The organism is Streptomyces sp. NPDC048420, assembly GCF_040651535.1.
GTDB lineage: Bacteria > Actinomycetota > Actinomycetes > Streptomycetales > Streptomycetaceae > Streptomyces.
In genome coordinates, this window is the sequence record NZ_JBEZKG010000024.1 from 109,184 (window position 1) to 129,730 (window position 20,547).

Here is a 20,547-nt window from a genome sequence, read left to right on the forward strand (position 1 = left end):
CACCGGGAGCCCAGGCTCAGGCCATAGGTCACCCGTGGTTGACGGCCCCCGCGTCACACGCCTGTCCCCGCAGCGCCCGCGCCAGATCGTCCCGCCCCTCCAGCACCAGCCTGCGCAGCGCCGGCGCCGCGTCCTCGTGCGCCGCGAGCCACGCGTCGGCTGCGTCCAGCGTCGCCGGAGAGTCCTGGAGGGAGGGGAACAGCCCGGAGACGATGTTCATCGCGATCTGGATCGAACGGTCCTGCCAGACCCGCTCGATCACCGCGAAGTACTTCTCCGTGTACGGCTCCAGCAGACCGCGCTGGGACGGCTGGTCGAACCCCGAGATCGTCGCCTCGGCCAGGGCGTTGGACAGCGCGTCGGACTCCACGACCTGCGCCCACGCCTGCGCCTTCACCGCCTCGGAAGGGCGGGAGGCCAGACAGCGGACCTGGTGACGCTTGCCGGACGCGGTGTCGTCCCGGGCGAGTTCGGCGGCCAGCGCCTTCTCGTCGGCGACCCCCCACGCGGCCAGCGGCTGCAGGAACGCCCACCGCAGCTCCTGGTCGACCGCGAGCCCGTCGATGACCGACGTGCCGTCCAGCAGCCCCTGCAACAGGTCGAAGGCGCCCTGGCCCTCGGCCGTCCGCGCGAAGAACCGTGCCCACGCCAGCTGCTGCTCACCGCCCGGCTCGGCGGCGAGCAGCTCCCGCTCGACCCCCTCGGCGAGCAGCGCCCCGGCCCGCTCCCGGCCCTCGGGCGCCACGTAGTGCGTGAGCGCCGACTCGGCCCAGGCGTGCAGCATCTGGAGCACGCCGATGTCGGACTCGCGGCCCGCGAAGCGCAGCACGATGTCCATGAACTCCCGGGCCGGCAGCAGCGCGTCCCGGGTCATGTTCCACAGCGCCGACCAGCACAGGGCGCGCGCGAGCGGGTCGGTGAGGTCACCGAGCCCCGCCTTCAGGGCCTCCAGGGAGCCCGCGTCGAAGCGGGTCTTGCAGTACGTCAGGTCGTCGTCGTTGACCAGGACCAGCGCGGGAGCCTCGGCACCCACCAGTTCCGGGACGACCGTCCGCGGACCGTCGATGTCGGTCTCGGCGCGCGCGTACCGCACCAGGTCGCCGTCCTCCAGGCGGTACAGGCCGATCGCGACCCGGTGCGGCCGCAGCTCCGGGTGCGACTCGGCCGCCTCCTGCACGACCGCCAGCTCGTCGACGCGCCCCTCGGCGTCCAACAGCACCTGCGGGGTGAGGGAGTTGACCCCGGCCGTCTGGAGCCAGGACCGCGCCCAGGCGCCCATGTCCCGGCCGCTGGTCTCCTCCAGCACCGACAGCAGATCACCGAGGCGTGTGTTGCCGTACGCGTGCCGCTTGAAGTAGCGCCGGGCGCCCTCCAGGAACGCGTCCTGGCCGACGTACGCGACGAGCTGCTTCAGTACGGAGGCGCCCTTGGCGTATGTGATGCCGTCGAAGTTGAGCTTGGCGTCCTGGAGGTCGCGGATGTCGGCGGTGATCGGGTGCGTGGAGGGCAGTTGGTCGGCGCGGTAGGCCCAGGCCTTGCGGCGGTTGGCGAAGGTGATCCAGGCGTCCTTGAAGCGGGTCGCGCCGACGTTGGCGAAGGTGCCCATGAAGTCCGCGAAGGACTCCTTCAGCCACAGGTCGTCCCACCAGACCATGGTGACGAGGTCGCCGAACCACATGTGGGCCATCTCGTGCAGGATGACGTTGGCCCGGCCCTCGTAGGACGCCCGGGTGACCTTGCCCCGGAAGATGAACTCCTCGCGGAAGGTGACGAGCCCCGGGTTCTCCATCGCGCCGAGGTTGTACTCGGGCACGAACGCCTGGTCGTACTTCCCGAAGGGGTACGGGTAGTCGAAGTGCTCGTGGAAGAAGTCCAGGCCCTGCTTGGTGACGAGGAACACGTCGTCGGAGTCGAAGTAGGGGGCGAGACCCTTGCGGCACAGGGCGCCGAGCGGGATCTCGAGCTTCGTGCCATCGGGGAACGTGCGGGAGTACGAGTCCGTCACGTAGTGGTACGGGCCCGCCACGACACAGGTGATGTACGTCGAGATCGGCTTCGTCTCCGCGAACCGCCAGACCCCGTCGGCCAGGTCGCCGACCCCGTTGCTCCACACCGTCCAGCCCTCCGGCGCCCGCACCTCGAAACGGAAGGGCGCCTTGAGGTCCGGCTGTTCGAAGTTCGCGAAGACGCGGCGGGAGTCGGCCGGCTCGTACTGCGTGTAGAGGTAGACCTCGCCGTCCTCGGGGTCGACGAAGCGGTGCAGGCCCTCGCCGGTGCGGGAGTAGGCGCACTGGGCGTCCACGACCAGTTCGTTGTCGGCGGCGAGATCGTCCAGGGCGATCCGGGAGCCGTCGAAGACCTCGCCGGGGTCGAGGTCCCGGCCGTTCAGCGAGACCGCCGTGACGCTCGGCGCGATCAGGTCCGCGAAGCTCGTGGCCCCCGGCTCGTTGCACCGGAAGCGGATCGTGGTCACGGAACGGAAGGTGCGCGGGCCGTCCCCGGCCTGGTCGCCGACCGCCGAGCGCAGGTCGAGGGACACGTCGTACCCGTCGACGGACAGCAGGGCGGCCCGCTCCCGGGCCTCGTCACGGGACAGATTCTCACCGGGCACGGCGATGCTCCCTCGGATGGTGTTCAGCATGCGGACAGGCCCGATCCTGCCATGTGCTCCTGACATCGGGCAGCCGGGAATGGGGAGGGCGACGACCGGTGTTCCTGGTTGAAACGAACACTTATCTAGGAGACCCATGTCCGAGACCGTGAGCGCCTCCGGCAAGACCCCCGTCGACTTCTGGTTCGACCCGCTGTGCCCCTGGGCCTGGATGACCTCCCGCTGGGTCCTGGAGGTCGAGAAGGTCCGGAACATCGAGGTGCGCTGGCACGTCATGAGCCTGGCGGTGCTCAACGAGCCGAAGATCGACGAGCTGCCCGAGGAGTATCGCGAGCTCCTTGAGACCAAGGCCTGGCAGCCGATCCGGGTGGTCACCGCGGCCTGGCAGAAGCACGGCTCCGACATCCTCGGCCCGCTGTACACCGCGCTCGGCACCCGTATCCACAACCAGGAGCTGGGCCCGACGCGTGAGGCCGTCGAGGACGCCCTGGCGGAGGTCGGCCTGCCCGCCGACCTGATCGAGTACTTCGACCAGAAGGACTTCGAGTTCGACGCCGAGCTGCGCGCCTCCCACAAGGAGGGCATCGACAAGGTCGGCCAGGAGGTCGGCACCCCGGTCATCGCGGTCCCCGGCCCGGACGGCGAGGAGATCGCCTTCTTCGGCCCGGTCGTCACCCCGGCCCCCAAGGGCGAGGAGGCCGCCCGCCTCTGGGACGGCACCCTCGCGGTCGCCTCGGTCCCGGGCTTCTACGAGATCAAGCGCACGCGCACGAAGGGCCCGGACTTCAGCAACCTGTAGGGCGCGCTCACTTGGAGTCGGGCTTGGGGAAGGTGCCGCCGTCGTTCACGTCACCCCGCCGCTGGTATCGCCGGCAGCCGTCGCGGGAGCAGCGGTAGTAGGCGTGCAGGCTGGTCCATTTCGGCTTGTTCTTCCGGACGTGTGCCTTCTCCCTGTCGTCCCTGAGCGGTTCGAACTCCTCGGACGACCCGCAGTTCGGACACGGCATCTTCGGCATGTGACCCCCCGACGGCCCGAAGCCGGCTGCCTCGGCTCCGCGAGCGTAGATCCTCGCGAGGCCGGGGCGTCAGCCCGGAATCGGCCCTGCCGGGTCAGCGCCGGGCCCGCCCCCGAGCCTCCTCCAGTCGGCCAAGGTGCTCCGCGTACCCCTTCGCGTAGTACGACGCCCGTCCCGCGTCGGGCTCCACGATCGCCGTCGGCTCGGTCCAGCCCCCCGCGTCCAGCGAAACCCCGTACCGCTCGGCCGCAGCCAACACGGCCCCCCGAGCCCCCACCTCCCCCTCGACCACCCTGAGCGGCCGCCCGAGCACATCGGCGAGCAGCCGCATCCACGCCGGACTCCGGGTCCCCCCGCCGCACACCGCGAGCGCACCCGTCAGCCCCGCCGCCTCCAGACAGTGCCGGGCCGCGTACCCGATGCCTTCGCAGGTCGCGCGGATCAGATCGGCAGGCGTCGTCTCCAGCGACACCCCGCTCAGCTCGGCCCGCAGATGAGGCTCGACAAAGGGAGCCCGCTCCCCGGAGGGAGCGAAGTACGGCAGCACCCGCACCCCGTGGGCCCCCGGCGGAGCCGACGCCAGCAGGTCGTCCACCTCCGCATGCGTCACCCCCGTAGTCGACAGCACCCAGTCCAGCGCGGCCGTACCGACCATCGCCGGCATCGCCCGCAGCCGATGCCCGTGCCGGTCGGTCGAGATGTACAGCCCGGCCGGCTCACCGCTCAGATCCAGCTCGGTCGTGGCGACCAGCGCGGCGAGACACGTCCCCACAATCAGCAGGCCGTCCCCCGGCGAGACGACCCCCGCCCCCAGCGCACAGGCCGGCAGATCGTACGGCCCGTTCGACAGGCGCGTCCCGGACGGCAGCCCTTCCCCCCGAGCCGACCCCGTGGCGATCCGGTCCTCGACGGAAGGCAGCAGCCGACGGTGACGGGTGAGCCCCAGCAGCTCCACCACCCGGTTGTCGTACGTCCGGGTCCGGGGGTCCAGAAAGGGCATGGACGCGTCCGACACATCCGTCAAAGCCCGCCCCGCACCCGTCAGCCGCTGGAAGACCATGTCCTTGCAGTACACGGCCGCCGCGGCGGCATCGAGGGACTTCGGGTCGTACCGGTCCAGCCAGGCCAGCAACGGCCCCGGCGAGCCGGGGAACATCGCGCCGCCGGTCCGCCGGAACACCGTCTCGAAGGTGCCGTCCGCGAGCCACTGGTCGAGCAGTTCGTGGGCCCGCCCGTCCATCCAGGAGAGCGCCGGCCGCACCGGCCGCCCCTCCCCGTCGACCAGCCACACCCCGTCGCCCTGCCCGGTCAGCCCGGCCAGCTCCACCGGCTCCGGCACCCGCCCGGTCAGCTTGCCGAGGACCTCGACGACCGCGCCGTACACCTCCTCCATGTCCTGCTCGACGAACCCGCCGTGCAGGGAGAGCTCCACCGGGCGTGACTCGACGGCCAGTTGACGGCCCTCGGCGTCGAAGGCGGCGGCCTTGACGACGGACGTGCCCACATCGATACCGACGTACATGCAGATTCCCTCCTACGACCGTCACGTCAGGCAGTGCGCCAACCGCTCCCCCCGCACCCAGCGGCCCACCTCCTCCGCCGCGATCCTCGCCGCCTTCTCGGCCACCGCGCGGCTCGCCCCGCCGAGGTGCGGGGTCAGGACGACCCGGTCGGCGAGGGCGTGCAGCCGGGAGTCCGCGGGCAGCGGTTCGTGCTCGTAGGTGTCGAGGGCGGCAGCGGACAGCCGGCCGCTCTCCAGCGCGTCGCACAGGGCGGACTCGTCCACCAGCGGTCCCCGGGCGACGTTCACCACGACGGCGCCCTCCGGCAGCAGCGCCAGCTCACGGGCTCCGATCAGGCCACGGGTCTCGGCGGTGAGACGGGCGTGCAGGGTGATCACCCGGGAGCGGGTCAGGAGCTGGTCGAGCGAGGACACGCGCAGGCCGTGGATCTCGCCGCGCACATAGGGGTCGTACACCATCACCTGCGCCCCGAACGCGCACAGCACACGCGCGACCCGGCTGCCGACGGCGCCGTAGCCGACGAGCCCGACCGGCAGGTCCTCCAGCTCCAGGCCGCTGTGCTCGTACGTGTAGTAGGCGGCGCCGCCCTCCCAACTGCCCTGTGCGGCGAGGAGGTCGTGGGCCTGTGGGATGCGGCGCAGGGCGGCCAGCAGCGTGCCGACGGTGAACTCGGCGGTGGCGGCGGCGTTGCGTCCCGGCGCGAAGCACACCCGGACGTCCCGTGCCTTGGCCGCGTCGAGGTTGACGTTGACGGGCCCGCCCCGGCAGACGACCACGAGCCGCAGGTCGTCGGTGGCGTTCAGCACCCGCTCGGTGACGGGGCCCATCTGGGTGACGAGGACCTCCGCGCCCGCCAGCGCCTCGATCAGCTCGTCCTCGGCGTCGCTCGCCTCCGTCACCTCCGCCACGGGCCCGAAGGGTTCGAGGGGCCAGCCGAGCCTCAACTCCTGCGTCTCCACGGCGATGTCGCCCAGTTCGGCCTCGACGGCCCCGGCGATCAGCCCCGGCAGCACGAAGTGGTCACCGGCCGCCACGACACGTACGGGATCGGTCCTCTGGGTCATCGTCGACCTCCGAGTCGTCGCTTCACTCACACGATGTTGAGCCGCGTGTCCGGGGTACGCATAGACCCCGTGCGGGTGGGAGGTGGCTGTATGGCGGAGATGGCAGAGATGACGGACGAGAACGAGACGGCGTGGCTGGGGATCGACCTCGGCACGCAGAGCGTGCGCGCGCTGGCGGTCACGGCCGACGGAACCGTGCTGGGCCGGGGTTCCGCCCCGCTCGGCGGCCGGCGCGAGGGCGTGCGGCACGAGCAGGATCCGGAGGAGTGGTGGCAGGCGGTGTGCACGGCGTCCCGTTCCGCGCTCACCACTCTGACGGGTGTACGCATCGGCGGCCTCGCGGTGTGCGGGACCTCCGGCACGGTCCTGCTGACCGACGGGGAGGGGCGCCCGGCGAGCCCCGCCCTGATGTACGACGACGGACGCGCGGCGGCCGAGGCGGTACGGCTGCGGGAGGCGGGCCTCGCGGTCCAGGACACGTGGGCGCTGCCGAAGGCGTTGTGGCTCGTCGGCGTTCATGGCGAGGGCCGGGTCACCCACCAGCCCGATGTCGTCACCGCGCGTCTGGTCGGCGGGCCGGTGCCCACCGACTCCAGTCACGCGCTCAAGACGGGGTACGACCTTCAGCGCGATGCCTGGCCGGATCTCGCCCTCGATCTCCCCGAGGTGGTCCTGCCCGGCACCCGGCTCGGCGAGGTCTGCCCGGCCGCCGCCGAGGCCACCGGCATCCCCGCCGGTACCGCCGTCATCGCCGGGATGACCGACGGCTGCGCGGCCCAGATCGCGGCGGGCGCCCTGCGGCACGGCTCCTGGAACTCGGTGCTCGGCACCACCCTCGTCCTCAAGGGCGCCGCCCCCGCCCCGGTCCTGGACCCCACCGGCGTGGTCTACAACCACCGCGCGCCGGGCGGGACCTGGCTGCCCGGCGGGGCGTCGAGCGTGGGCGCGGGCGCGCTGCCGGCGGACGTGGACCCCGGGGTCATGGACGAACGGGCGGCCGCGTTCGAGCCGTCCGGCGCGATCGCCTACCCGCTGGTGTCACCGGGGGAACGGTTCCCCTTCCTCGCCCCCGACGCCACCGCCTTCCTGCTCGGCACCCCCGCCGACGACGCCGACCGCTGGGCCGGGATCCTCCAGGGCGTCGCCCTCGCCGAGCGGCTCTGCCTTGACTACCTCGACCACCTCGGCGCCCCTCTCGACGGCCCGCTCACTCTCACCGGCGGGGCCGCCCGCAGCGCGTACTGGAACCAACTGCGCGCCGATGTCCTCGGCCGCCCGGTCCGTGTGCCGGAACAGACCGAACCGGCACTGGGCATGGCCGCGTTGGCGGCGCACGGCGTCACCGGCGAGCCCCTGCCAGACATCGCCGAGCGCATGGTCCGCATCCGCACGACGCTCGATCCGAACCTGGAGCGCACCACCCTCTTCGCCGAGCCGTACGCCCGCCTCGTCGACGAACTCACCGAGCGAGGTTGGCTCCTGGCGCCGGTGGCGGTACACGCGCACAGCCGACTGAACCAGGAAACCAACGTGTGCGAGGACCTACCCAGGGGCGCGGGGAACTGCGCGACCAGCCACGACGGAGCCGCACTCGACGACGGGACCAGACCATGAGCACATCCCTCCTGCTGGCCCGGCACGGCCAAACCATCTGGCACGCCGAGAACCGCTACGCCGGCGTGAGCGACATCGGCCTCACCGACGAGGGCCGCGAACAGGCACAGGCGCTCGGGCGGTGGGCCGCCGTGCACCGCCCCGACGCGGTCTGGACGTCCCCCCTGTCGCGGGCGATCGCCACCGCGGACCCCGCCTGCCGTGCCCTGGGAGTCACCCCGCACCGCGAACTCGGCCTCAGGGAGTGCGACTTCGGGGTCGTGGAGGGCCGTACCCTCGCGGAGTTCGCGGCGGAAGTCCCGGACGCGGCAGAGGCGTTCCGGGCGGACCCGGTGGGATATCCCTTCCCCGGCGCGGAGGACCCCCTGGAAGCCGCCGCCCGCGGCACGGCGGCGCTGCGCCGCATCGCCGCCGCCCACCCCGGCGAGCGGGTCCTGGTCGTCGCCCACAACACCCTGCTGCGGCTGGTCCTGTGCTCGCTGCTGCAGATCCCGGCCAGGGAGTACCGCAGGGTGTTCCCGCGGTTGCGCAACGCGGCGATCACCGAACTCCGCCTCGACAAGGAGGGATCCGCCGCACTTCTCTCCCTCAATGTGCCGTGCGAGCCGGACCGGTCGTAGCACGATGGGCCCATGACGGAGATCGACACCTCGGTGCCGCATTCGGCCCGGATCTGGAACTACTGGCTCGGCGGCAAGGACAACTACCCCGTCGACGAGGAGGCCGGCGACGCCTACACCGCCGTCTTCCCAGGCATCGTCACCATCGCCCGCAGCAGCCGAGCCTTTCTCGGCCGCAGCATCCGGTACCTGGTCGAGGAGGCGGGCGTCCGCCAGTTCCTGGACGTCGGCACCGGACTGCCCACGGTCGACAACACCCACGAGGTCGCCCAGCGCAGCGCCCCCGAATCGAAGATCGTCTACGTCGACAACGACCCGCTGGTCCTCGCCCACGCCCGCGCCCTGCTCACCTCCACCGCGGAGGGTGTGACGGCGTACGAGGATCTGACCCTCTACGAGCCGGAGAAGATCCTCCACGCGGCCTCCCGGACCCTCGACCTCACCCGCCCCACCGCCCTGATCCTCAGCGGCATCCTCGGCCACGTCACCGACTACGACCTGGCCCGTGACCTGGTCCGCCGTCTGATGGCCGGTCTGCCCTCCGGCAGCTACCTGTGCGTCAACGACGGCTCCCGCGGCACCGACCCGGACTACGAGCAGGCCCAGGACGCCTACAACGAGACCGGCGCGGTCCCCTACTTCCTGCGTCCGGTCGACATGATCGAGGCGTTCTTCGAGGGCTTGGAGCTGGTGGAGCCGGGCGTGGTCCCGGTCCCGCTGTGGCGCCCGGACGGCGACTCGGCACCGGCCCCGATCGGCCAGCACGGGGGCGTCGGGCGAAAGCCCTGACCGCACACCGGAAGCCCCCGCGAGTCACGTCCTCGCGGGGGCTTCCGGCATTCCGCCCGGCCCGTGAAAGGTGAGAAGACGATCACGAGGCGAGGTATCTTATTGCAAGTAGCTTGCAACTACACGGTAGCAACAGGAAGAGCCTTCTGTCGCGCGTATCCGGCGACCGCCAGCACCGCCGTCATCCCGCCCGTCGCGTACAACTGCACCCGCGTGCCCGGTTCCCGGGCCATCAGCACGAGGACCGCCGCCATGCCCGCCACGGCGACCCAGGTCAGGAAGGGCACGGTCCGGGACCGACGCAGACGCAGGTGGGAGACGGCGACGATGATCCAGACGACCAGGACGACCGCGCCGATCATGTTGAGGAGCCAGGAGAAGACGTCGTCGGGCCGCCAGTAGCTCAGCACCACGCAGCCGAAACCGAAGACACAGGAGACCAGGACGGCGATCCGCGGGACGCCTGCGGACACCCGGCCGAGCCCCTTCGGACCCAGACCGCGCCGGACGAGGGAGTAGGCGATGCGCGAGGAGCCGTAGATGTTGGCGTTCATCGCGGAGAGCAGGGCGACCAGCACGACCGCGTTCATGAGTTGGCCGGCACCGGGGATGCCGAGTTCGTCGAGGGCGGCGACGTAGGGGCCCTTCTCCACGACCGCCTTCGAGTCCCAGGGGACGAGGGTGACGATGACCGCCATCGAGCCGACGTAGAACAGCGCGATCCGCCACATCGCCGTACGGACCGCGCTCGCGACTCCCCGCACCGGGTCCTCGGACTCGGCGGCCGCGATGGTCACCGTCTCCAGGCCGCCGTACGCGAAGACGGAGGCGAGCAGGCCGACGACCAGGCCCTCGCCGCCGCCCGGGAAGAAGCCCCCGCGGCCGGTGAGGTTCGAGGTGCCGGGGGAGCCGGTGCCGGGCAGGACCCCGGCGATCGCCAGCACCCCGAGGACCAGGAACAGGCCGATCGCGGCGACCTTCAGGGCCGCGAACCAGAACTCGAACTCACCGAAGTTCTTCACCGCGGCCAGGTTGGTGACGCAGAAGACCAGCATGAACAGGCCCACCCAGGCCCATTCGGGGGTTCCCGGGAGCCAGCCGGTCACGATCTTCGCGGCACCGATGCCCTCCAGGCCCACGGCCGTGCACAGCAGGACCCAGAACGACCAGCCGGCGGTGAAGCCCGCCCAGGGGCCGATCGCCCGTTCGGCGTGCGCGGAGAAGGAGCCGGAGGAGGGGTACGCGGCCGACATCTCGCCGAGCATCCGCATCACCAGCATCACGAGGAGGCCGGAGAGCGTGTAGGCGAGGACGATCGACGGTCCGGCGGCGGCGATCCCCGCGCCGGAACCGACGAACAGTCCCGCGCCGATCACCCCGCCGAGGGCGATCATCGACAGATGGCGCTGCTTGAGACCGTGGGACAGGGAGGCGTCGGACTCTTGTGGAGCCTTGACGGTGGTGCTGGGCATGGGCGCGGTTCGTCCAGTGCGTGAGACGGCAAAAACGCCCACAGTCTGGGCGGTCTCCCCAGGTCAGAGGGGAGGCCGCCCAGCATGCGGACGTCCGCGGAACCCGCTGTGACTAGGCCGCTACGGCTGTGTAGTGCGAGGCGTCGCCCTGGATCGAGTAGCTCTCCTTGCCCTCGATGCCCACCGGGACGTCACCCGCGACGGTCACCCGGTGCAGCCGGCGCGGCAGACCGTCGTAGTTGTCGACGGCGTAATGCTGGGTGATGCGGTTGTCGAAGAGCACGAGCTGGTTCTCCGACCAGCGGTGCCGCAGCAGGTTCTCCGGCCGGGTCACATACGCCTGGAGCAGGTCGAGCACCTTGCGGGACTCGCCCACCGACAGGCCCACGATCCGCTGCGCGAATCCGCCGATGAACAGCCCGCGTTCACCGGTCAGCGGGTGCACCCGCACCACCGGATGGGCCGTGCGGAACTTGATCGAGGTGAACTGGGCGCGCCGGGCGGCCTGTTCCTCGTCCAGCGTCTCCTCCGGTACGGCGTAGTCGTAGTCGTTGGTGTGCTCGGCCCACAGTCCGTCGGCCAGCCGGCGCAGCGGCTCGGGCAGATTGCGGTACGCGGCCGCCGAGTTGGAGATCAGCGTCTCGCCGCCGTACGGCGGGATCGTCAGGCTGCGCAGGGTGCTGGCCTGCGGCGGGTTGAGGACGAAGGTGACGTCGGTGTGCCAGTTGTTGGCGGCCCGGCCGCCCTCGCTGTCGACGGGCAGGACGTTCGGGGCGCCGTCGACCGCGGGCACGGTCGGGTGGGCGGTGGTGAGCTCGCCGAAGTGCCGGGCGAAGGCCTGCTGGCCCGCGTCGTCGAGGTTCACGTCGCTGAAGACCAGCGCCTTGTGGACGTTGAGCGCGTCACGCAGCGCGGTGGCGGTCTCCTCGTCGAGGGGCTTCGCGATGTCGACGCCGGACACGTGGGCGCCGATGTGGGCGGTGACCTTGCGGATCTCGATACCGGACATGGTGGGGTCCTTTCCAGGCTCTCATCGGGTTGGGCGAAGTCCACTACGGTTTCGGCAGCGCCCTGAAGGGGCGCGGGGCCGTGATGTATGCGGCTCCGCCGCGCGGGCGCGACCAGCCACGACGGCGCCGCAGCCGATCGACGACCCAGCACCGCCCCGCGGCGGGGCCGCATATCGACACAGCCAGCGGAGCGCTCAGGCGGGGACGGGCTGGACGTACTGGTTCACGGGGCGGGGGAGGCCGTAGCGCTCCCGCAGGGTCTGCCGGGGGCCGTATTCCGCGCGGAGCAGGCCGCGGGTGCGCAGGATCGGGACGACGTGGTCGACGAAGGCGTCCAGGCCTGACGGGAGCACCGCGGGCATGATGTTGAAGCCGTCGGCGGCACCCTGGGTGAACCACGTCTCGATCGCGTCGGCGACCTGTTCGGGGGTCCCGGCGAAGGTGAGGTGGCCGCGCCCGCCGCCGAGCCGCCCGATCAGCTGCCGCACGGTGAGGCGGTCGCGCCGGGCCAGCTCCACGACGAGTGTGTAGCGGCTCTTGGCACCCTCGACGGCGGACTCGGGCGGCAGGTCGGAGGGGAGCTGCCGGTCCAACTCCAGGGTCCCCTCAGGCAGTTGCAGCAGCCGTTCCAGGTTGGCCACGCCGTGCCGGTGCACGATGTGGTCCTCCAGCTCCTGCTCCTTCGCCAGCGCCTCGGCCTCCGTGGCGCCGATGACCGGGACGATGCCGGGAAGCACCTTGATGTGGTCGGGGTCCCGGCCGGCCGCGACGGTACGGGACTTGAGGTCGGCGTAGAAGGCCCGGGCGTCCTCGATGGTCTGCTGAGCGGTGAACACCGCCTCCGCGTACCGGGACGCGAACTCCCTCCCGTCCTCGCTGGAGCCCGCCTGCACGAGCAGGGGGTAACCCTGGGGTGAGCGGGGCACGTTGAGCGCGCCCTCGACACTGAAGTACGCCCCCTGGTGCCGGGGCGGGTGGATCTTCGAGTCGTCGCCCCAGACGCCGGCCGCCTTGTCGCCGAGGATCGCGTCGTCCTCCCAGCTGTCCCAGAGCTTGAGGGCCACGTCCAGGAACTCGGCGGCCCGGGCGTAGCGGTCCGCGTGCGCGGGCTCGTGCTCCAGACCGAAGTTCCGGGCCGCCTCCTTGCCCGCCGTGGTGACGATGTTCCAGCCCGCCCGGCCGCCGCTGATGATGTCCAGCGAGGCGAACTTGCGGGCCAGGTTGTAGGGGGAGTTGTAGGAGGTGGAGGCGGTCGCGATCAGCCCGATGTGCTCGGTGGCCGTCGCCAGCGCGGTCAGCAGGGTGAGCGGCTCCAGGGCACCGGCGGGCCGCTGCGCGAGGTTGCTCCACAACTGCGGTCCGTCGGCCAGGAAGAGCGAGTCGAAGGTGCCGCGCTCGGCGATCCGGGCGAGATGCACGAAGTGGTCGAGCTCGACGTGCGCGAACGGGTCGCTCTCCGGGAGCCGCCAGGAGGCCTCGTGGTGGCCGGTGTTCATCAGGAACGCGTTGAGATGGAGCTGTCTTGCGGTCATGCGTGGTCCTCCGTGACGCCGAGTGCGGCCAGCAGTCGTTCGCGGTACTCGCCCAGCAGGGGATCCCGGTACGAGCGCGGGTGCGGGCGGTCGATGGTCAGGTCGAGGCCGATGCGGCCCTGTTCGAGTACGAGCACCCGGTCGGCGAGCACGATCGCCTCGTCGACGTCGTGGGTGACGAGAAGGACGGACGGCCGGTGGCGTTTCCACAGCTCGCGCAGCAGGGCGTGCATCCTGATCCGCGTGAGCGCGTCGAGCGCCCCGAACGGCTCGTCGGCCAGCAGGAGTTCGGGCTCCCGGACCAGGGAGCGGGCGAGGGCTGCACGCTGGGCCTCGCCGCCGGAGAGCTCGTTGGGCCAGGCCCGTTCGCGGCCCTTCAGGCCCACCTCTGTGAGCGCCTCGCGGCCCCGCTCCTCGCCGTCCGTGCCGTTCGTGCCGAGCAGGACGTTGTCCAGCACCCGCCGCCAGGGCAGCAGCCGGGAGTCCTGGAAGACCACCGACACCCGCTCGGGGGCGGTGAGCCGCCCGCTTCCCACCACCTCGTGGTCCAGCCCCGCCACCGCACGCAGCAGCGTGCTCTTGCCGGAGCCGCTGTGCCCGAGCAGGGCGACGAACTGTCCGGCCGGGATGTCGAGGTCGATGTCGTCGAGGACGCTACGCCCGTCGAACGACCGGGTGAGTCCCCGGAGTTGTACTGCGGGCCGGGTCAGCTGCTCAGCGTGCGCCGCCATGACAGCACCCTCCGTTCGATGAGACGGACCGCGCTGTCGGAGACCAGGCCGAAGACGCCGTAGACGACGAGACCGACGAGGATCACGTCGCTCTGGCCGTAGTTCTGGGCCTGGAACATCATGTAGCCGAGTCCGCTGGTGGCGTTGATCTGCTCCAGGACGACCAGGCCCAGCCAGGAGCCGGTGACGCCGAGCCGGAGTCCCACGAAGAATCCGGGCAGTGCGCCGGGGATCACGATCTGCCGTACGAAGGCGAACCTCGACAGCCCCTGGACCTCGGCGAGTTCGACGAAGCGGTGGTCGATGCCGGACAGCGCGGCATGGGTGTTCAGATAGATCGGGATGTAGACGACGATCGCGATGATCGCGATCTTGAAGGTCTCGCCGATGCCCAGCCAGAGGATGAACAGCGGGATCAGACCGAGGGTCGGGATCGCCCGGTTGAGGTTGACCGTCCCGTCGATGAGAGCCTCGCCGGTCCGGCTGAGACCGGACACCAGGGCCAGCAGGACGCCGACGACCAGGCCGATCGCGAACCCGGAGGCGGCTCGCTGGAGCGAGGTCAGGACGTCGGTGGGCAGGGTCCCGTCGGTCCACAGATGGACGCCGGTCCGCACCACCGTCCACGGCGGCGGGATCGCGGCCGGGTCGAGCCGCCCTGCGGCGGAGGCGGCGGCCCACAGCGCGAGGAGGAGGACCGGTCCGGTGAGCCGGGCGGCGGGCAGCCGCCTGCCGGGGGAGAGCCGGCGGCGCCTGCGGACCTGGTGCGTGTCCTCGGCCGGGGCGACCGCGACGGCGGTCCCGGCGGTGGTCACGGCGCTCACCTCCGGTACTCCGCGGCCACCGACTTCGCTGCGATGCCCTCGAAGCGGTGGTCGAAGAGCCCGCCCACGTCGAACTTCTTCAGGAAGCCGCCCTCCGCCAGCAGATCCGCGGTCTCCTGCTCCCACTTGATCGCCTCGTCCCAACTCGGCGGGAACAGGGGCTTGTTGGCGAGCGCGGTGACCGACTTCGCCTGGGCCGGGGTCAGGTTCTGGGTCTTCACGTAGAACTCCTCGTTCCAGATGTCGGGGTTCTCGTACGTCCACACCTGGCCCTTGGCCCAGTACGGGATGTACGCGGCGACCGCGGTGGCCTTCGCGGGGTCGCCCAGCACGGAGGTCGGCGCCCACAGCAGGTTGAGCAGGTCGACCACGTCGGTGGTGATGGCGTGCGCGCCCTTGGCCTCGTACTGCTGGAGGTAGGCGGGCGCCTGGCTGTTGGCGAGCGGCGCCACGTCCACCTGGCCGGACTGCAGGGCCGTGAAGAACTGGTTGCTGGTCAGCGGGACGAGCTTCACCTCGTCGTAGGAGAGCCCGGCCTTCTTCAGCGCCCGCAGCAGCACGACTCCCTGCGCCTGCCCCTGTGAGAACGCGAGCTTCTTCCCCGTGAAATCCCCGACCGAACGGATGTCGCTGCCGGGCTTGGTGGCGAAGAGGTAGTTCGGTTTGCGGGTGATGTTGATCGCGACGATTTTCGCGTCGTAACCCTGGAAGTGTGCCTGGATCGGCGGGATTCCCGCGTTGTTGGCGACATCCAGGGAGCCGGACCGGAAGGCGTTGATGACATCGGGCCCGGCGCTGATATTGGCCCACGTGGACACCTTGAACGGCAACTCGCCCAGTCTGCCGAGTTTCAGCTGGAGTTGCTGGGTGCCGGAATACGAGGAGATCTTCAGGCTCGTACCCGCCGGGACCTTGGCGGCGAGCGGGGCGGACAGGGCGTCCTTGGTGTGGGCGGCGGCGCTGCTGTCGGCGCAGCCGCTGAGGCCGGCGACACCGGCCGCGGCACCGAGGACCGAGGAGAGGAACAGCCGCCGGTCGAAGCCGGACGTGCGGGAAACAGGCATGGGAGGACTCCCTGAATCGGTGCAGGAGAAAGTCACGCGGAAATTAATTCACGCAGGAGAAATGAGCGCGTCACGCGGGGCAACGTGTCAGCAACAAAGGGCGCGACAGTACAGGTGCGGGCTCATGGAAAAGATGTTCCTGGTCATGCGGAGGCCCTGTCAACATTCGGAGTTTCTGAATTAATTCCGCTCAGGTGACAGGGTCAGGGAGACAGGGTCAGCGGATCCCGGTAGAGGACGTCGAGCGCCACCGAACCACCCGCCACGGCGAGCACGGAGTCGGGAAAACTCGTCGGCACCACCGAGACCGCCCGCTCGTCGCCGACCCCCTCGCGCAACGCGGCGAGGCAGTCCTCCCGGTGCAGGACGCCGACCTCGGTCACCACGACCGTCTCCGGGTTCAGCACGTCCAGCAGCAGCCGCGCCGCCCGTCCGACGGCACCGGCCCGCTCCACCAGCAGCCGTACCGCCTCCGGATCGCCCGTTGCCGCCGCCGCGACCACGTGCATCGGGTTCACGCCCTCCGCGACCCCCGCCCGCCGGGCCCGACGGCACAACGTCCGCTCGCTCAACTCGACCTGGAGGCAGCCGGTGCGGCCGCAGTCGCAGGGCTCGGTGCCGCCCGGCACCGGCAGATGGGCGATCGCGCCCGCCTGGGAACGCGGCCCGTGGTGCACCTCGTCGTGGGTGGCGAAGGCCGCGTCCACCACGTTGCCGACGAACAGATGCAGCACGCTCCGGCTGCCGCGGGCCCGCCCGAACAGCCGCTCCGCGTTCACCAACGCCCGCGCGTGCCCGTCCACATGGACCGGCAGGCCGGTGCGGGAGCCGAGCATGTCCCGCACCGGCACCTCCCGCCAGCCCAGCAGGGGGTGCTCGACGACGGTCCCGGAATCCCGGTCCACCCAGCCGCCGACGGCGACGCCGACTCCGAGCGGCCGGCAGCCGGGAGAACCGGCGAGCAGCTCGGCCAGACCTTCGGCGGCCCGCTCCAACACCGGGCCCGGCTCGGTGTGTTGGTGCTTCAGCTCGCGCCGGGCCAGCACCCGGCCGCGCAGATCGAGCAGCGCCACCGTGGTGTACGGCACCGCCACATGCACGCCACCGACCACGAACCGTGAGTCGTCCAGGTCGACGGGGACGTGCGGGCGTCCGACGCCGTTCGACCGCCGGGGCACGGCCGACTCACGGATCAGGCCGAGCTCGGTGAACCGGGTGCAGTAGTCCGTCACCGACGCCGGGGACAGTCCGGTCAGCCGGGCGATGGTGCTGCGCGCCACCGGTCCGTGCTCCAGCACGGACCGCAGGACGACGCTCGCGCTCGTCCGGCGCCGGGAGGTGGGAGTGGGGGTGAGAGGGGGTGCCGCGGTACGGGGCATGGAGGACCGTCCTCGGGTACGGGGGCCGACACGTCTCGGAGGATGAGGCGCGCCGGAACCCGCCTCACACCGGACGGCGACAGACAGCCGTGCCCACGCGTCGCAGATCGACGTGGCGACGCGAGGAGAAGTACCGGGACTGGGCGACCATGTCTGGAAGGGTAGGTCAGAAACCGTGAATCCGACCAGACCGCTAGGGTTCGTTGGTGATTCTCCACAGCGGGCCCATCGGGCGCCCTGTATGCCGGGCCACCTCACCTCAGTGACAGGGGTCACGCCGAGCCGGGTGTAACCCACACTCTTTGTCCGGAGCCCACCAAGCCCCTGTTCGAGGCTTTGTCGACCGTTGACGGTGAGCGGCCGGAGCGCGCCGGGATAGCGTCACGATGTCCCCCGCCGTCCACACCTTCACGGAGTCCCCATGACCACCGCCGTCGCCCCCGTCCGCACCGGCCAGGTCCTCGCCGACCTGATCCCCGCCTCCCGCGTCCGGGACCTCGCGCTCGTGGTGGGCGGCGCCGCCCTCACCGGCCTCGCCGCGCAGCTCTCCGTGCCCGTGCCGGGCTCCCCGGTGCCGGTGACCGGCCAGACCTTCGCCGCGCTGCTCGTCGGCACGACCCTCGGCGCGCGCCGCGGTGTCGCCTCCCTCGCCCTGTACGCGCTGGCGGGCCTCGCCGGCCTCCCGTGGTTCGCCCAGGGCACCTCCGGGTTCTCGGTCTCCTTCGGCTACATCCTCGGCATGATCCTGGCCTCCGCCGCCGTGGGCGCCCTGGCCCGCCGCGGCGCCGACCGCAACGTGTGGCGGACGGCCGGTGCCATGCTGGTCGGCGAGGCGATCATCTACGCGATCGGCGTCCCGTACCTCGCCTACGCCGCCGACATGTCGCTGTCCGCCGCGATCGCGGCCGGCCTCACCCCGTTCCTCCTCGGCGACGCCCTCAAGGCGGCCCTGGCGATGGGTCTCCTGCCGACGGCCTGGAAGCTCGTCAAGCGCTAGGGCCTGTCCGGCGGACCAGGCCGGCTTCAGGGAACCGGGTCGACCGGCCGAGTCGCGATGGGGGGTGCAACGCGATGGGGCTCCTCGGGGCCGGGCGTGCCGGATCCCGCGATCGACCGTACGGCGAACCGGGTCTGGCACCCGCTCCCGGACCAGCCGCTCCACGGTCGTGCCGGCTGCCGTGATGTCAACACGATCGGCTGGAGAGCTCCTGGCTCCTTCGGAAGAGGCTCGCCGGGTCGTACGTCGACTCCAACCCGGCGAGCCTCTTGCGCGTCTCGGCGTCGTACAGGCCCTCGGCCCGGTCCCCGGCCCCGAAGGCGAAGTTGACGGTACGGCCGAGGGTGACGGGCGCGAGCAGTGCGAAGGCCGGGTCCAGCAGCTCCCGTGCCTTCTCCCGCTCTCCCATGGTCAACAGCCTTACCAGGAACCGCCCTTCGCGATACGGCACCGAGTTCGGCGCCGGTCGCGCCAACGCCCCGCCCAGATGGTTGATCTGTACGACGACCATGGCGCCCGCCCCTGGCCCGGTCCGTTGGAGCAGCTCACCGGCCCGCTCCAGGTCCAGCTCGCTCAGCACCGCGCTGTCCCCGTGGTAGCTGTGCGGGAAGTCCGGATCGCTGTGGATGGTGTGGCTCTCGGCGTACGGCATCTCGCGCAGGGAGTCCGCGAGCACCGGGCCGAACTCCCGCAACGGTGCGACGAGTTCGCCCCCGTCGGCGCCGGTGTACGCGACCCGGACCGAGACGACATACCGCCCGCGCAACTGCGGCGGCAGCGCCGGCAGGTCCGGATACGGTACGGCGGCGAAGGACGAGGTGAGGGTGGACGGCACGGTCCTGGTCCACTGCTCGTACGCCCGTAGCAGGGCCGCCGGATCGACCTCACGGCCGTCGAAGGCGAGCGAACCGCCGTAGAGCGTCCGCACGGGGACGAGTCCGATCTCCAACTCGGTGACGACACCGAGACGGTGGCCGCCGCCGAGAAGTCCCCAGTACAGCTCGGACTCCTCGGTGACGTGCCGCAGTCGGCCGTCCCCGGTGACGACGTCCAGTGAGCGGACGTGGTCGGCCGCGTAGCCGAACTCCCTTGCCAGGATGCCGAGTCCGCCGCCGAGGGTGTACGCCACGGCACCCACTCCCGGTGCGGAGCCGTTGAGGGGCGCGAGTCCGTACGGAGCGGCGGCCTCGACCACCTGCCCCCAGCGGACACCCGCCTGGACGCGCGCCGTACGGGCCCCGGGGTCGACGCCGATCCGGTCCATGTGCCGGGTGCTGATGAGCGCGCCGCCCTCCACCGCGCCGGGCAGCCCGTGCCCGGTGGCCAGCACGGTGACCGGCAGCCCCGCGTCGGCCGCACGGCGCACGGCGGCGACCACGTCGTCCGGGGAGCGGACCGGGAACACGAGGTCGGGACGGAGGGCGAACCCGGTCTGGAAACTGGTGACTTCGTCGTCGGTCGAGGTGTTCATGCCGGGCATGATGAAGGCATAACCTGACAGCTTCCGTCAGGTTATGCCTCCGCCGGTCTCCCGCTGTGGATCAGCCGCTGCGCTGCGGCCGCCGCTGCGACCACCACAGCCCGGCCACGCCCGCCGCCATCAGCGACGCCCCCGCCGCCCCCAGCGGCAGCAGGTCACGTACGCCACCGGTCTTGGGCAGCTCGCCCGCCGTGTCGCCGCCGGGCGCCACCGGCTTGTTGTCGGTGCCGAGCAGCAGCGGGGTCGCCGGGGCGTTCGGCGACGGATTCGTCGTACCGAACGGAACCGGTCCCTGCTGCCAGAACGTCTTCTTTCCGTCGCTGGTCTGCACCGGCAGACAGATCTTTCCGGTCTTGCCGAGATCGAACGTGGCGTCGACCGCGTACGACTTCGACTTACCGGCCGCGAGATTGTCGATGGGGCAGGCAAAACCGCTGTTCGAGCCCTCCGGCAGATCCTTTTCTTCAATCGGAGAGCAGCCTTGAACGTTTTTGACCGTCATGCCGTCGAAACCGACGACCAAAAGCCTGATCTTTCCGCTGTCCTTGCTCCCGTCGTTCTTCACGGTGGCCGTGAGGTCCGTCTTCTGCGAGCTGTTGTCGACGGAGATCGTCTCGGGCAGTGTCGTCGTCAGCTCCACGCCGGCCGGTGCCTGGTCAACGGCCTTTCCCCCCTTGCTGCTTGCGGGCCCCTCGTCCGCGCTCGCGGTGAAGGGAAGGATCATCACCGTCGAGAAAGATGCCGCGACCAGCGATCCGGCAATGGTCGTCATACGACGAGAACTCATGTTCGTCCCCCTTGGCTGCGCCTGAATTCGCAGT

The 20,547-nt window shown here is 71.1% G+C and carries 19 protein-coding genes; 5 read left to right on the forward strand and 14 right to left on the reverse strand.

From position 1 onward, the window contains the following. Positions 1 to 28 precede the first annotated feature (28 nt). Entirely contained in the window at positions 29 to 2,611 is a 2,583-nt protein-coding gene (pepN, locus tag AB0D34_RS36550; RefSeq protein WP_362669790.1) for an aminopeptidase N, read from the reverse strand. A 136-nt stretch (positions 2,612 to 2,747) separates the two neighbouring features. Here pepN and AB0D34_RS36555 point away from each other — a divergent pair, with 136 nt between their 5' ends. Beyond that, positions 2,748 to 3,410: a DsbA family protein gene (locus AB0D34_RS36555; protein WP_362669718.1), complete on the forward strand. Its 663-nt coding sequence runs from the start codon at positions 2,748 to 2,750 to the stop codon at positions 3,408 to 3,410. Positions 3,411 to 3,417: 7 nt separating this feature from the next. Here AB0D34_RS36555 and AB0D34_RS36560 read toward each other — a convergent pair whose 3' ends face one another. The 3 genes from AB0D34_RS36560 to AB0D34_RS36570 form a co-directional block, all read right to left on the reverse strand. Further along, positions 3,418 to 3,627, reverse strand: coding sequence for a hypothetical protein (locus tag AB0D34_RS36560; protein WP_362669720.1), 210 nt, complete (start codon positions 3,625 to 3,627; stop codon positions 3,418 to 3,420). A 94-nt stretch (positions 3,628 to 3,721) separates the two neighbouring features. Continuing rightward, the gene (locus AB0D34_RS36565; protein ID WP_362669722.1) at positions 3,722 to 5,149 is read right to left on the reverse strand and encodes an FGGY-family carbohydrate kinase; all 1,428 of its coding nucleotides are present in this window, start codon (positions 5,147 to 5,149) and stop codon (positions 3,722 to 3,724) included. A 21-nt stretch (positions 5,150 to 5,170) separates the two neighbouring features. Continuing rightward, entirely contained in the window at positions 5,171 to 6,214 is a 1,044-nt protein-coding gene (locus tag AB0D34_RS36570) for a 2-hydroxyacid dehydrogenase (protein WP_362669724.1), read from the reverse strand. A 99-nt stretch (positions 6,215 to 6,313) separates the two neighbouring features. Between AB0D34_RS36570 and AB0D34_RS36575 the strand changes: the two genes are divergently transcribed. From AB0D34_RS36575 to AB0D34_RS36585, 3 genes are read left to right on the forward strand one after another with little or no spacing between them, the layout of a single operon-like run. Further along, the gene (locus AB0D34_RS36575; RefSeq protein WP_362669792.1) at positions 6,314 to 7,828 is read left to right on the forward strand and encodes an FGGY-family carbohydrate kinase; all 1,515 of its coding nucleotides are present in this window, start codon (positions 6,314 to 6,316) and stop codon (positions 7,826 to 7,828) included. Beyond that, positions 7,825 to 8,448 (forward strand): histidine phosphatase family protein, encoded by a 624-nt coding sequence (locus AB0D34_RS36580; protein ID WP_362669726.1) that lies wholly within the window; start codon positions 7,825 to 7,827, stop codon positions 8,446 to 8,448. The genes AB0D34_RS36575 and AB0D34_RS36580 overlap by 4 nt, the downstream gene beginning before the upstream one ends. A gap of 12 nt (positions 8,449 to 8,460) precedes the next feature. Then, on the forward strand, positions 8,461 to 9,237 hold the full coding sequence (locus tag AB0D34_RS36585; RefSeq protein WP_362669728.1) for an SAM-dependent methyltransferase: 777 nt from the start codon (positions 8,461 to 8,463) through the stop codon (positions 9,235 to 9,237). A gap of 119 nt (positions 9,238 to 9,356) precedes the next feature. Here the strand turns inward: AB0D34_RS36585 and AB0D34_RS36590 are convergent, their stop codons facing one another. The 8 genes from AB0D34_RS36590 to AB0D34_RS36625 all read right to left on the reverse strand — a co-directional run bounded on the left by AB0D34_RS36590 (position 9,357) and on the right by AB0D34_RS36625 (position 17,400). Beyond that, positions 9,357 to 10,709, reverse strand: a complete 1,353-nt coding sequence (locus AB0D34_RS36590) for an amino acid permease (protein ID WP_362669731.1) — start codon at positions 10,707 to 10,709, stop codon at positions 9,357 to 9,359. Between the two features lie 112 nt (positions 10,710 to 10,821). Beyond that, a complete protein-coding gene (locus tag AB0D34_RS36595; RefSeq protein WP_362669733.1) occupies positions 10,822 to 11,718 on the reverse strand; it encodes a TauD/TfdA family dioxygenase in 897 nt (298 codons plus the stop codon). Positions 11,719 to 11,913: 195 nt separating this feature from the next. Continuing rightward, positions 11,914 to 13,251 (reverse strand): LLM class flavin-dependent oxidoreductase, encoded by a 1,338-nt coding sequence (locus tag AB0D34_RS36600; protein ID WP_362669735.1) that lies wholly within the window; start codon positions 13,249 to 13,251, stop codon positions 11,914 to 11,916. After that, positions 13,248 to 13,982 (reverse strand): ABC transporter ATP-binding protein, encoded by a 735-nt coding sequence (locus AB0D34_RS36605; RefSeq protein ID WP_362669737.1) that lies wholly within the window; start codon positions 13,980 to 13,982, stop codon positions 13,248 to 13,250. Before AB0D34_RS36605 ends, AB0D34_RS36600 begins: the two co-directional genes overlap by 4 nt. After that, positions 13,958 to 14,806: an ABC transporter permease gene (locus AB0D34_RS36610; RefSeq protein WP_362669740.1), complete on the reverse strand. Its 849-nt coding sequence runs from the start codon at positions 14,804 to 14,806 to the stop codon at positions 13,958 to 13,960. The genes AB0D34_RS36605 and AB0D34_RS36610 overlap by 25 nt, the downstream gene beginning before the upstream one ends. After that, entirely contained in the window at positions 14,803 to 15,870 is a 1,068-nt protein-coding gene (locus AB0D34_RS36615; RefSeq protein ID WP_362669742.1) for an ABC transporter substrate-binding protein, read from the reverse strand. The genes AB0D34_RS36610 and AB0D34_RS36615 overlap by 4 nt, the downstream gene beginning before the upstream one ends. A gap of 203 nt (positions 15,871 to 16,073) precedes the next feature. Continuing rightward, positions 16,074 to 17,249, reverse strand: coding sequence for an ROK family protein (locus tag AB0D34_RS36620; RefSeq protein WP_362669744.1), 1,176 nt, complete (start codon positions 17,247 to 17,249; stop codon positions 16,074 to 16,076). A gap of 64 nt (positions 17,250 to 17,313) precedes the next feature. Further along, the gene (locus AB0D34_RS36625; RefSeq protein ID WP_353963568.1) at positions 17,314 to 17,400 is read right to left on the reverse strand and encodes a putative leader peptide; all 87 of its coding nucleotides are present in this window, start codon (positions 17,398 to 17,400) and stop codon (positions 17,314 to 17,316) included. Between the two features lie 270 nt (positions 17,401 to 17,670). Between AB0D34_RS36625 and AB0D34_RS36630 the strand changes: the two genes are divergently transcribed. Next, positions 17,671 to 18,246, forward strand: a complete 576-nt coding sequence (locus AB0D34_RS36630) for a biotin transporter BioY (protein ID WP_362669746.1) — start codon at positions 17,671 to 17,673, stop codon at positions 18,244 to 18,246. 187 nt (positions 18,247 to 18,433) lie between these two features. Here AB0D34_RS36630 and AB0D34_RS36635 read toward each other — a convergent pair whose 3' ends face one another. Both AB0D34_RS36635 and AB0D34_RS36640 read right to left on the reverse strand, forming a co-directional pair. Next, entirely contained in the window at positions 18,434 to 19,717 is a 1,284-nt protein-coding gene (locus AB0D34_RS36635) for an FAD-dependent oxidoreductase (RefSeq protein ID WP_362669749.1), read from the reverse strand. A gap of 70 nt (positions 19,718 to 19,787) precedes the next feature. Further along, positions 19,788 to 20,513 (reverse strand): hypothetical protein, encoded by a 726-nt coding sequence (locus AB0D34_RS36640; protein WP_362669752.1) that lies wholly within the window; start codon positions 20,511 to 20,513, stop codon positions 19,788 to 19,790. Between the last annotated feature and the right edge of the window lie 34 nt (positions 20,514 to 20,547).

Bases quoted from the DNA above. Each gene is read 5' to 3' on its own strand.
- AB0D34_RS36635 (WP_362669749.1), bottom strand. From the start codon at position 19,717: ATGAACACCTCGACCGACGACGAAGTCACCAGTTTCCAGACCGGGTTC.
- AB0D34_RS36575 (WP_362669792.1), top strand. From the start codon at position 6,314: ATGGCAGAGATGACGGACGAGAACGAGACGGCGTGGCTGGGGATCGAC.
- AB0D34_RS36595 (WP_362669733.1), bottom strand. From the start codon at position 11,718: ATGTCCGGTATCGAGATCCGCAAGGTCACCGCCCACATCGGCGCCCAC.
- AB0D34_RS36570 (WP_362669724.1), bottom strand. From the start codon at position 6,214: ATGACCCAGAGGACCGATCCCGTACGTGTCGTGGCGGCCGGTGACCAC.
- AB0D34_RS36615 (WP_362669742.1), bottom strand. From the start codon at position 15,870: ATGCCTGTTTCCCGCACGTCCGGCTTCGACCGGCGGCTGTTCCTCTCC.
- AB0D34_RS36640 (WP_362669752.1), bottom strand. From the start codon at position 20,513: ATGAGTTCTCGTCGTATGACGACCATTGCCGGATCGCTGGTCGCGGCA.
- AB0D34_RS36580 (WP_362669726.1), top strand. From the start codon at position 7,825: ATGAGCACATCCCTCCTGCTGGCCCGGCACGGCCAAACCATCTGGCAC.
- AB0D34_RS36565 (WP_362669722.1), bottom strand. From the start codon at position 5,149: ATGTACGTCGGTATCGATGTGGGCACGTCCGTCGTCAAGGCCGCCGCC.
- AB0D34_RS36590 (WP_362669731.1), bottom strand. From the start codon at position 10,709: ATGCCCAGCACCACCGTCAAGGCTCCACAAGAGTCCGACGCCTCCCTG.
- AB0D34_RS36630 (WP_362669746.1), top strand. From the start codon at position 17,671: ATGACCACCGCCGTCGCCCCCGTCCGCACCGGCCAGGTCCTCGCCGAC.
- AB0D34_RS36555 (WP_362669718.1), top strand. From the start codon at position 2,748: ATGTCCGAGACCGTGAGCGCCTCCGGCAAGACCCCCGTCGACTTCTGG.
- AB0D34_RS36625 (WP_353963568.1), bottom strand. From the start codon at position 17,400: ATGGTCGCCCAGTCCCGGTACTTCTCCTCGCGTCGCCACGTCGATCTG.
- AB0D34_RS36600 (WP_362669735.1), bottom strand. From the start codon at position 13,251: ATGACCGCAAGACAGCTCCATCTCAACGCGTTCCTGATGAACACCGGC.
- AB0D34_RS36605 (WP_362669737.1), bottom strand. From the start codon at position 13,982: ATGGCGGCGCACGCTGAGCAGCTGACCCGGCCCGCAGTACAACTCCGG.
- AB0D34_RS36620 (WP_362669744.1), bottom strand. From the start codon at position 17,249: ATGCCCCGTACCGCGGCACCCCCTCTCACCCCCACTCCCACCTCCCGG.
- AB0D34_RS36585 (WP_362669728.1), top strand. From the start codon at position 8,461: ATGACGGAGATCGACACCTCGGTGCCGCATTCGGCCCGGATCTGGAAC.
- AB0D34_RS36560 (WP_362669720.1), bottom strand. From the start codon at position 3,627: ATGCCGAAGATGCCGTGTCCGAACTGCGGGTCGTCCGAGGAGTTCGAA.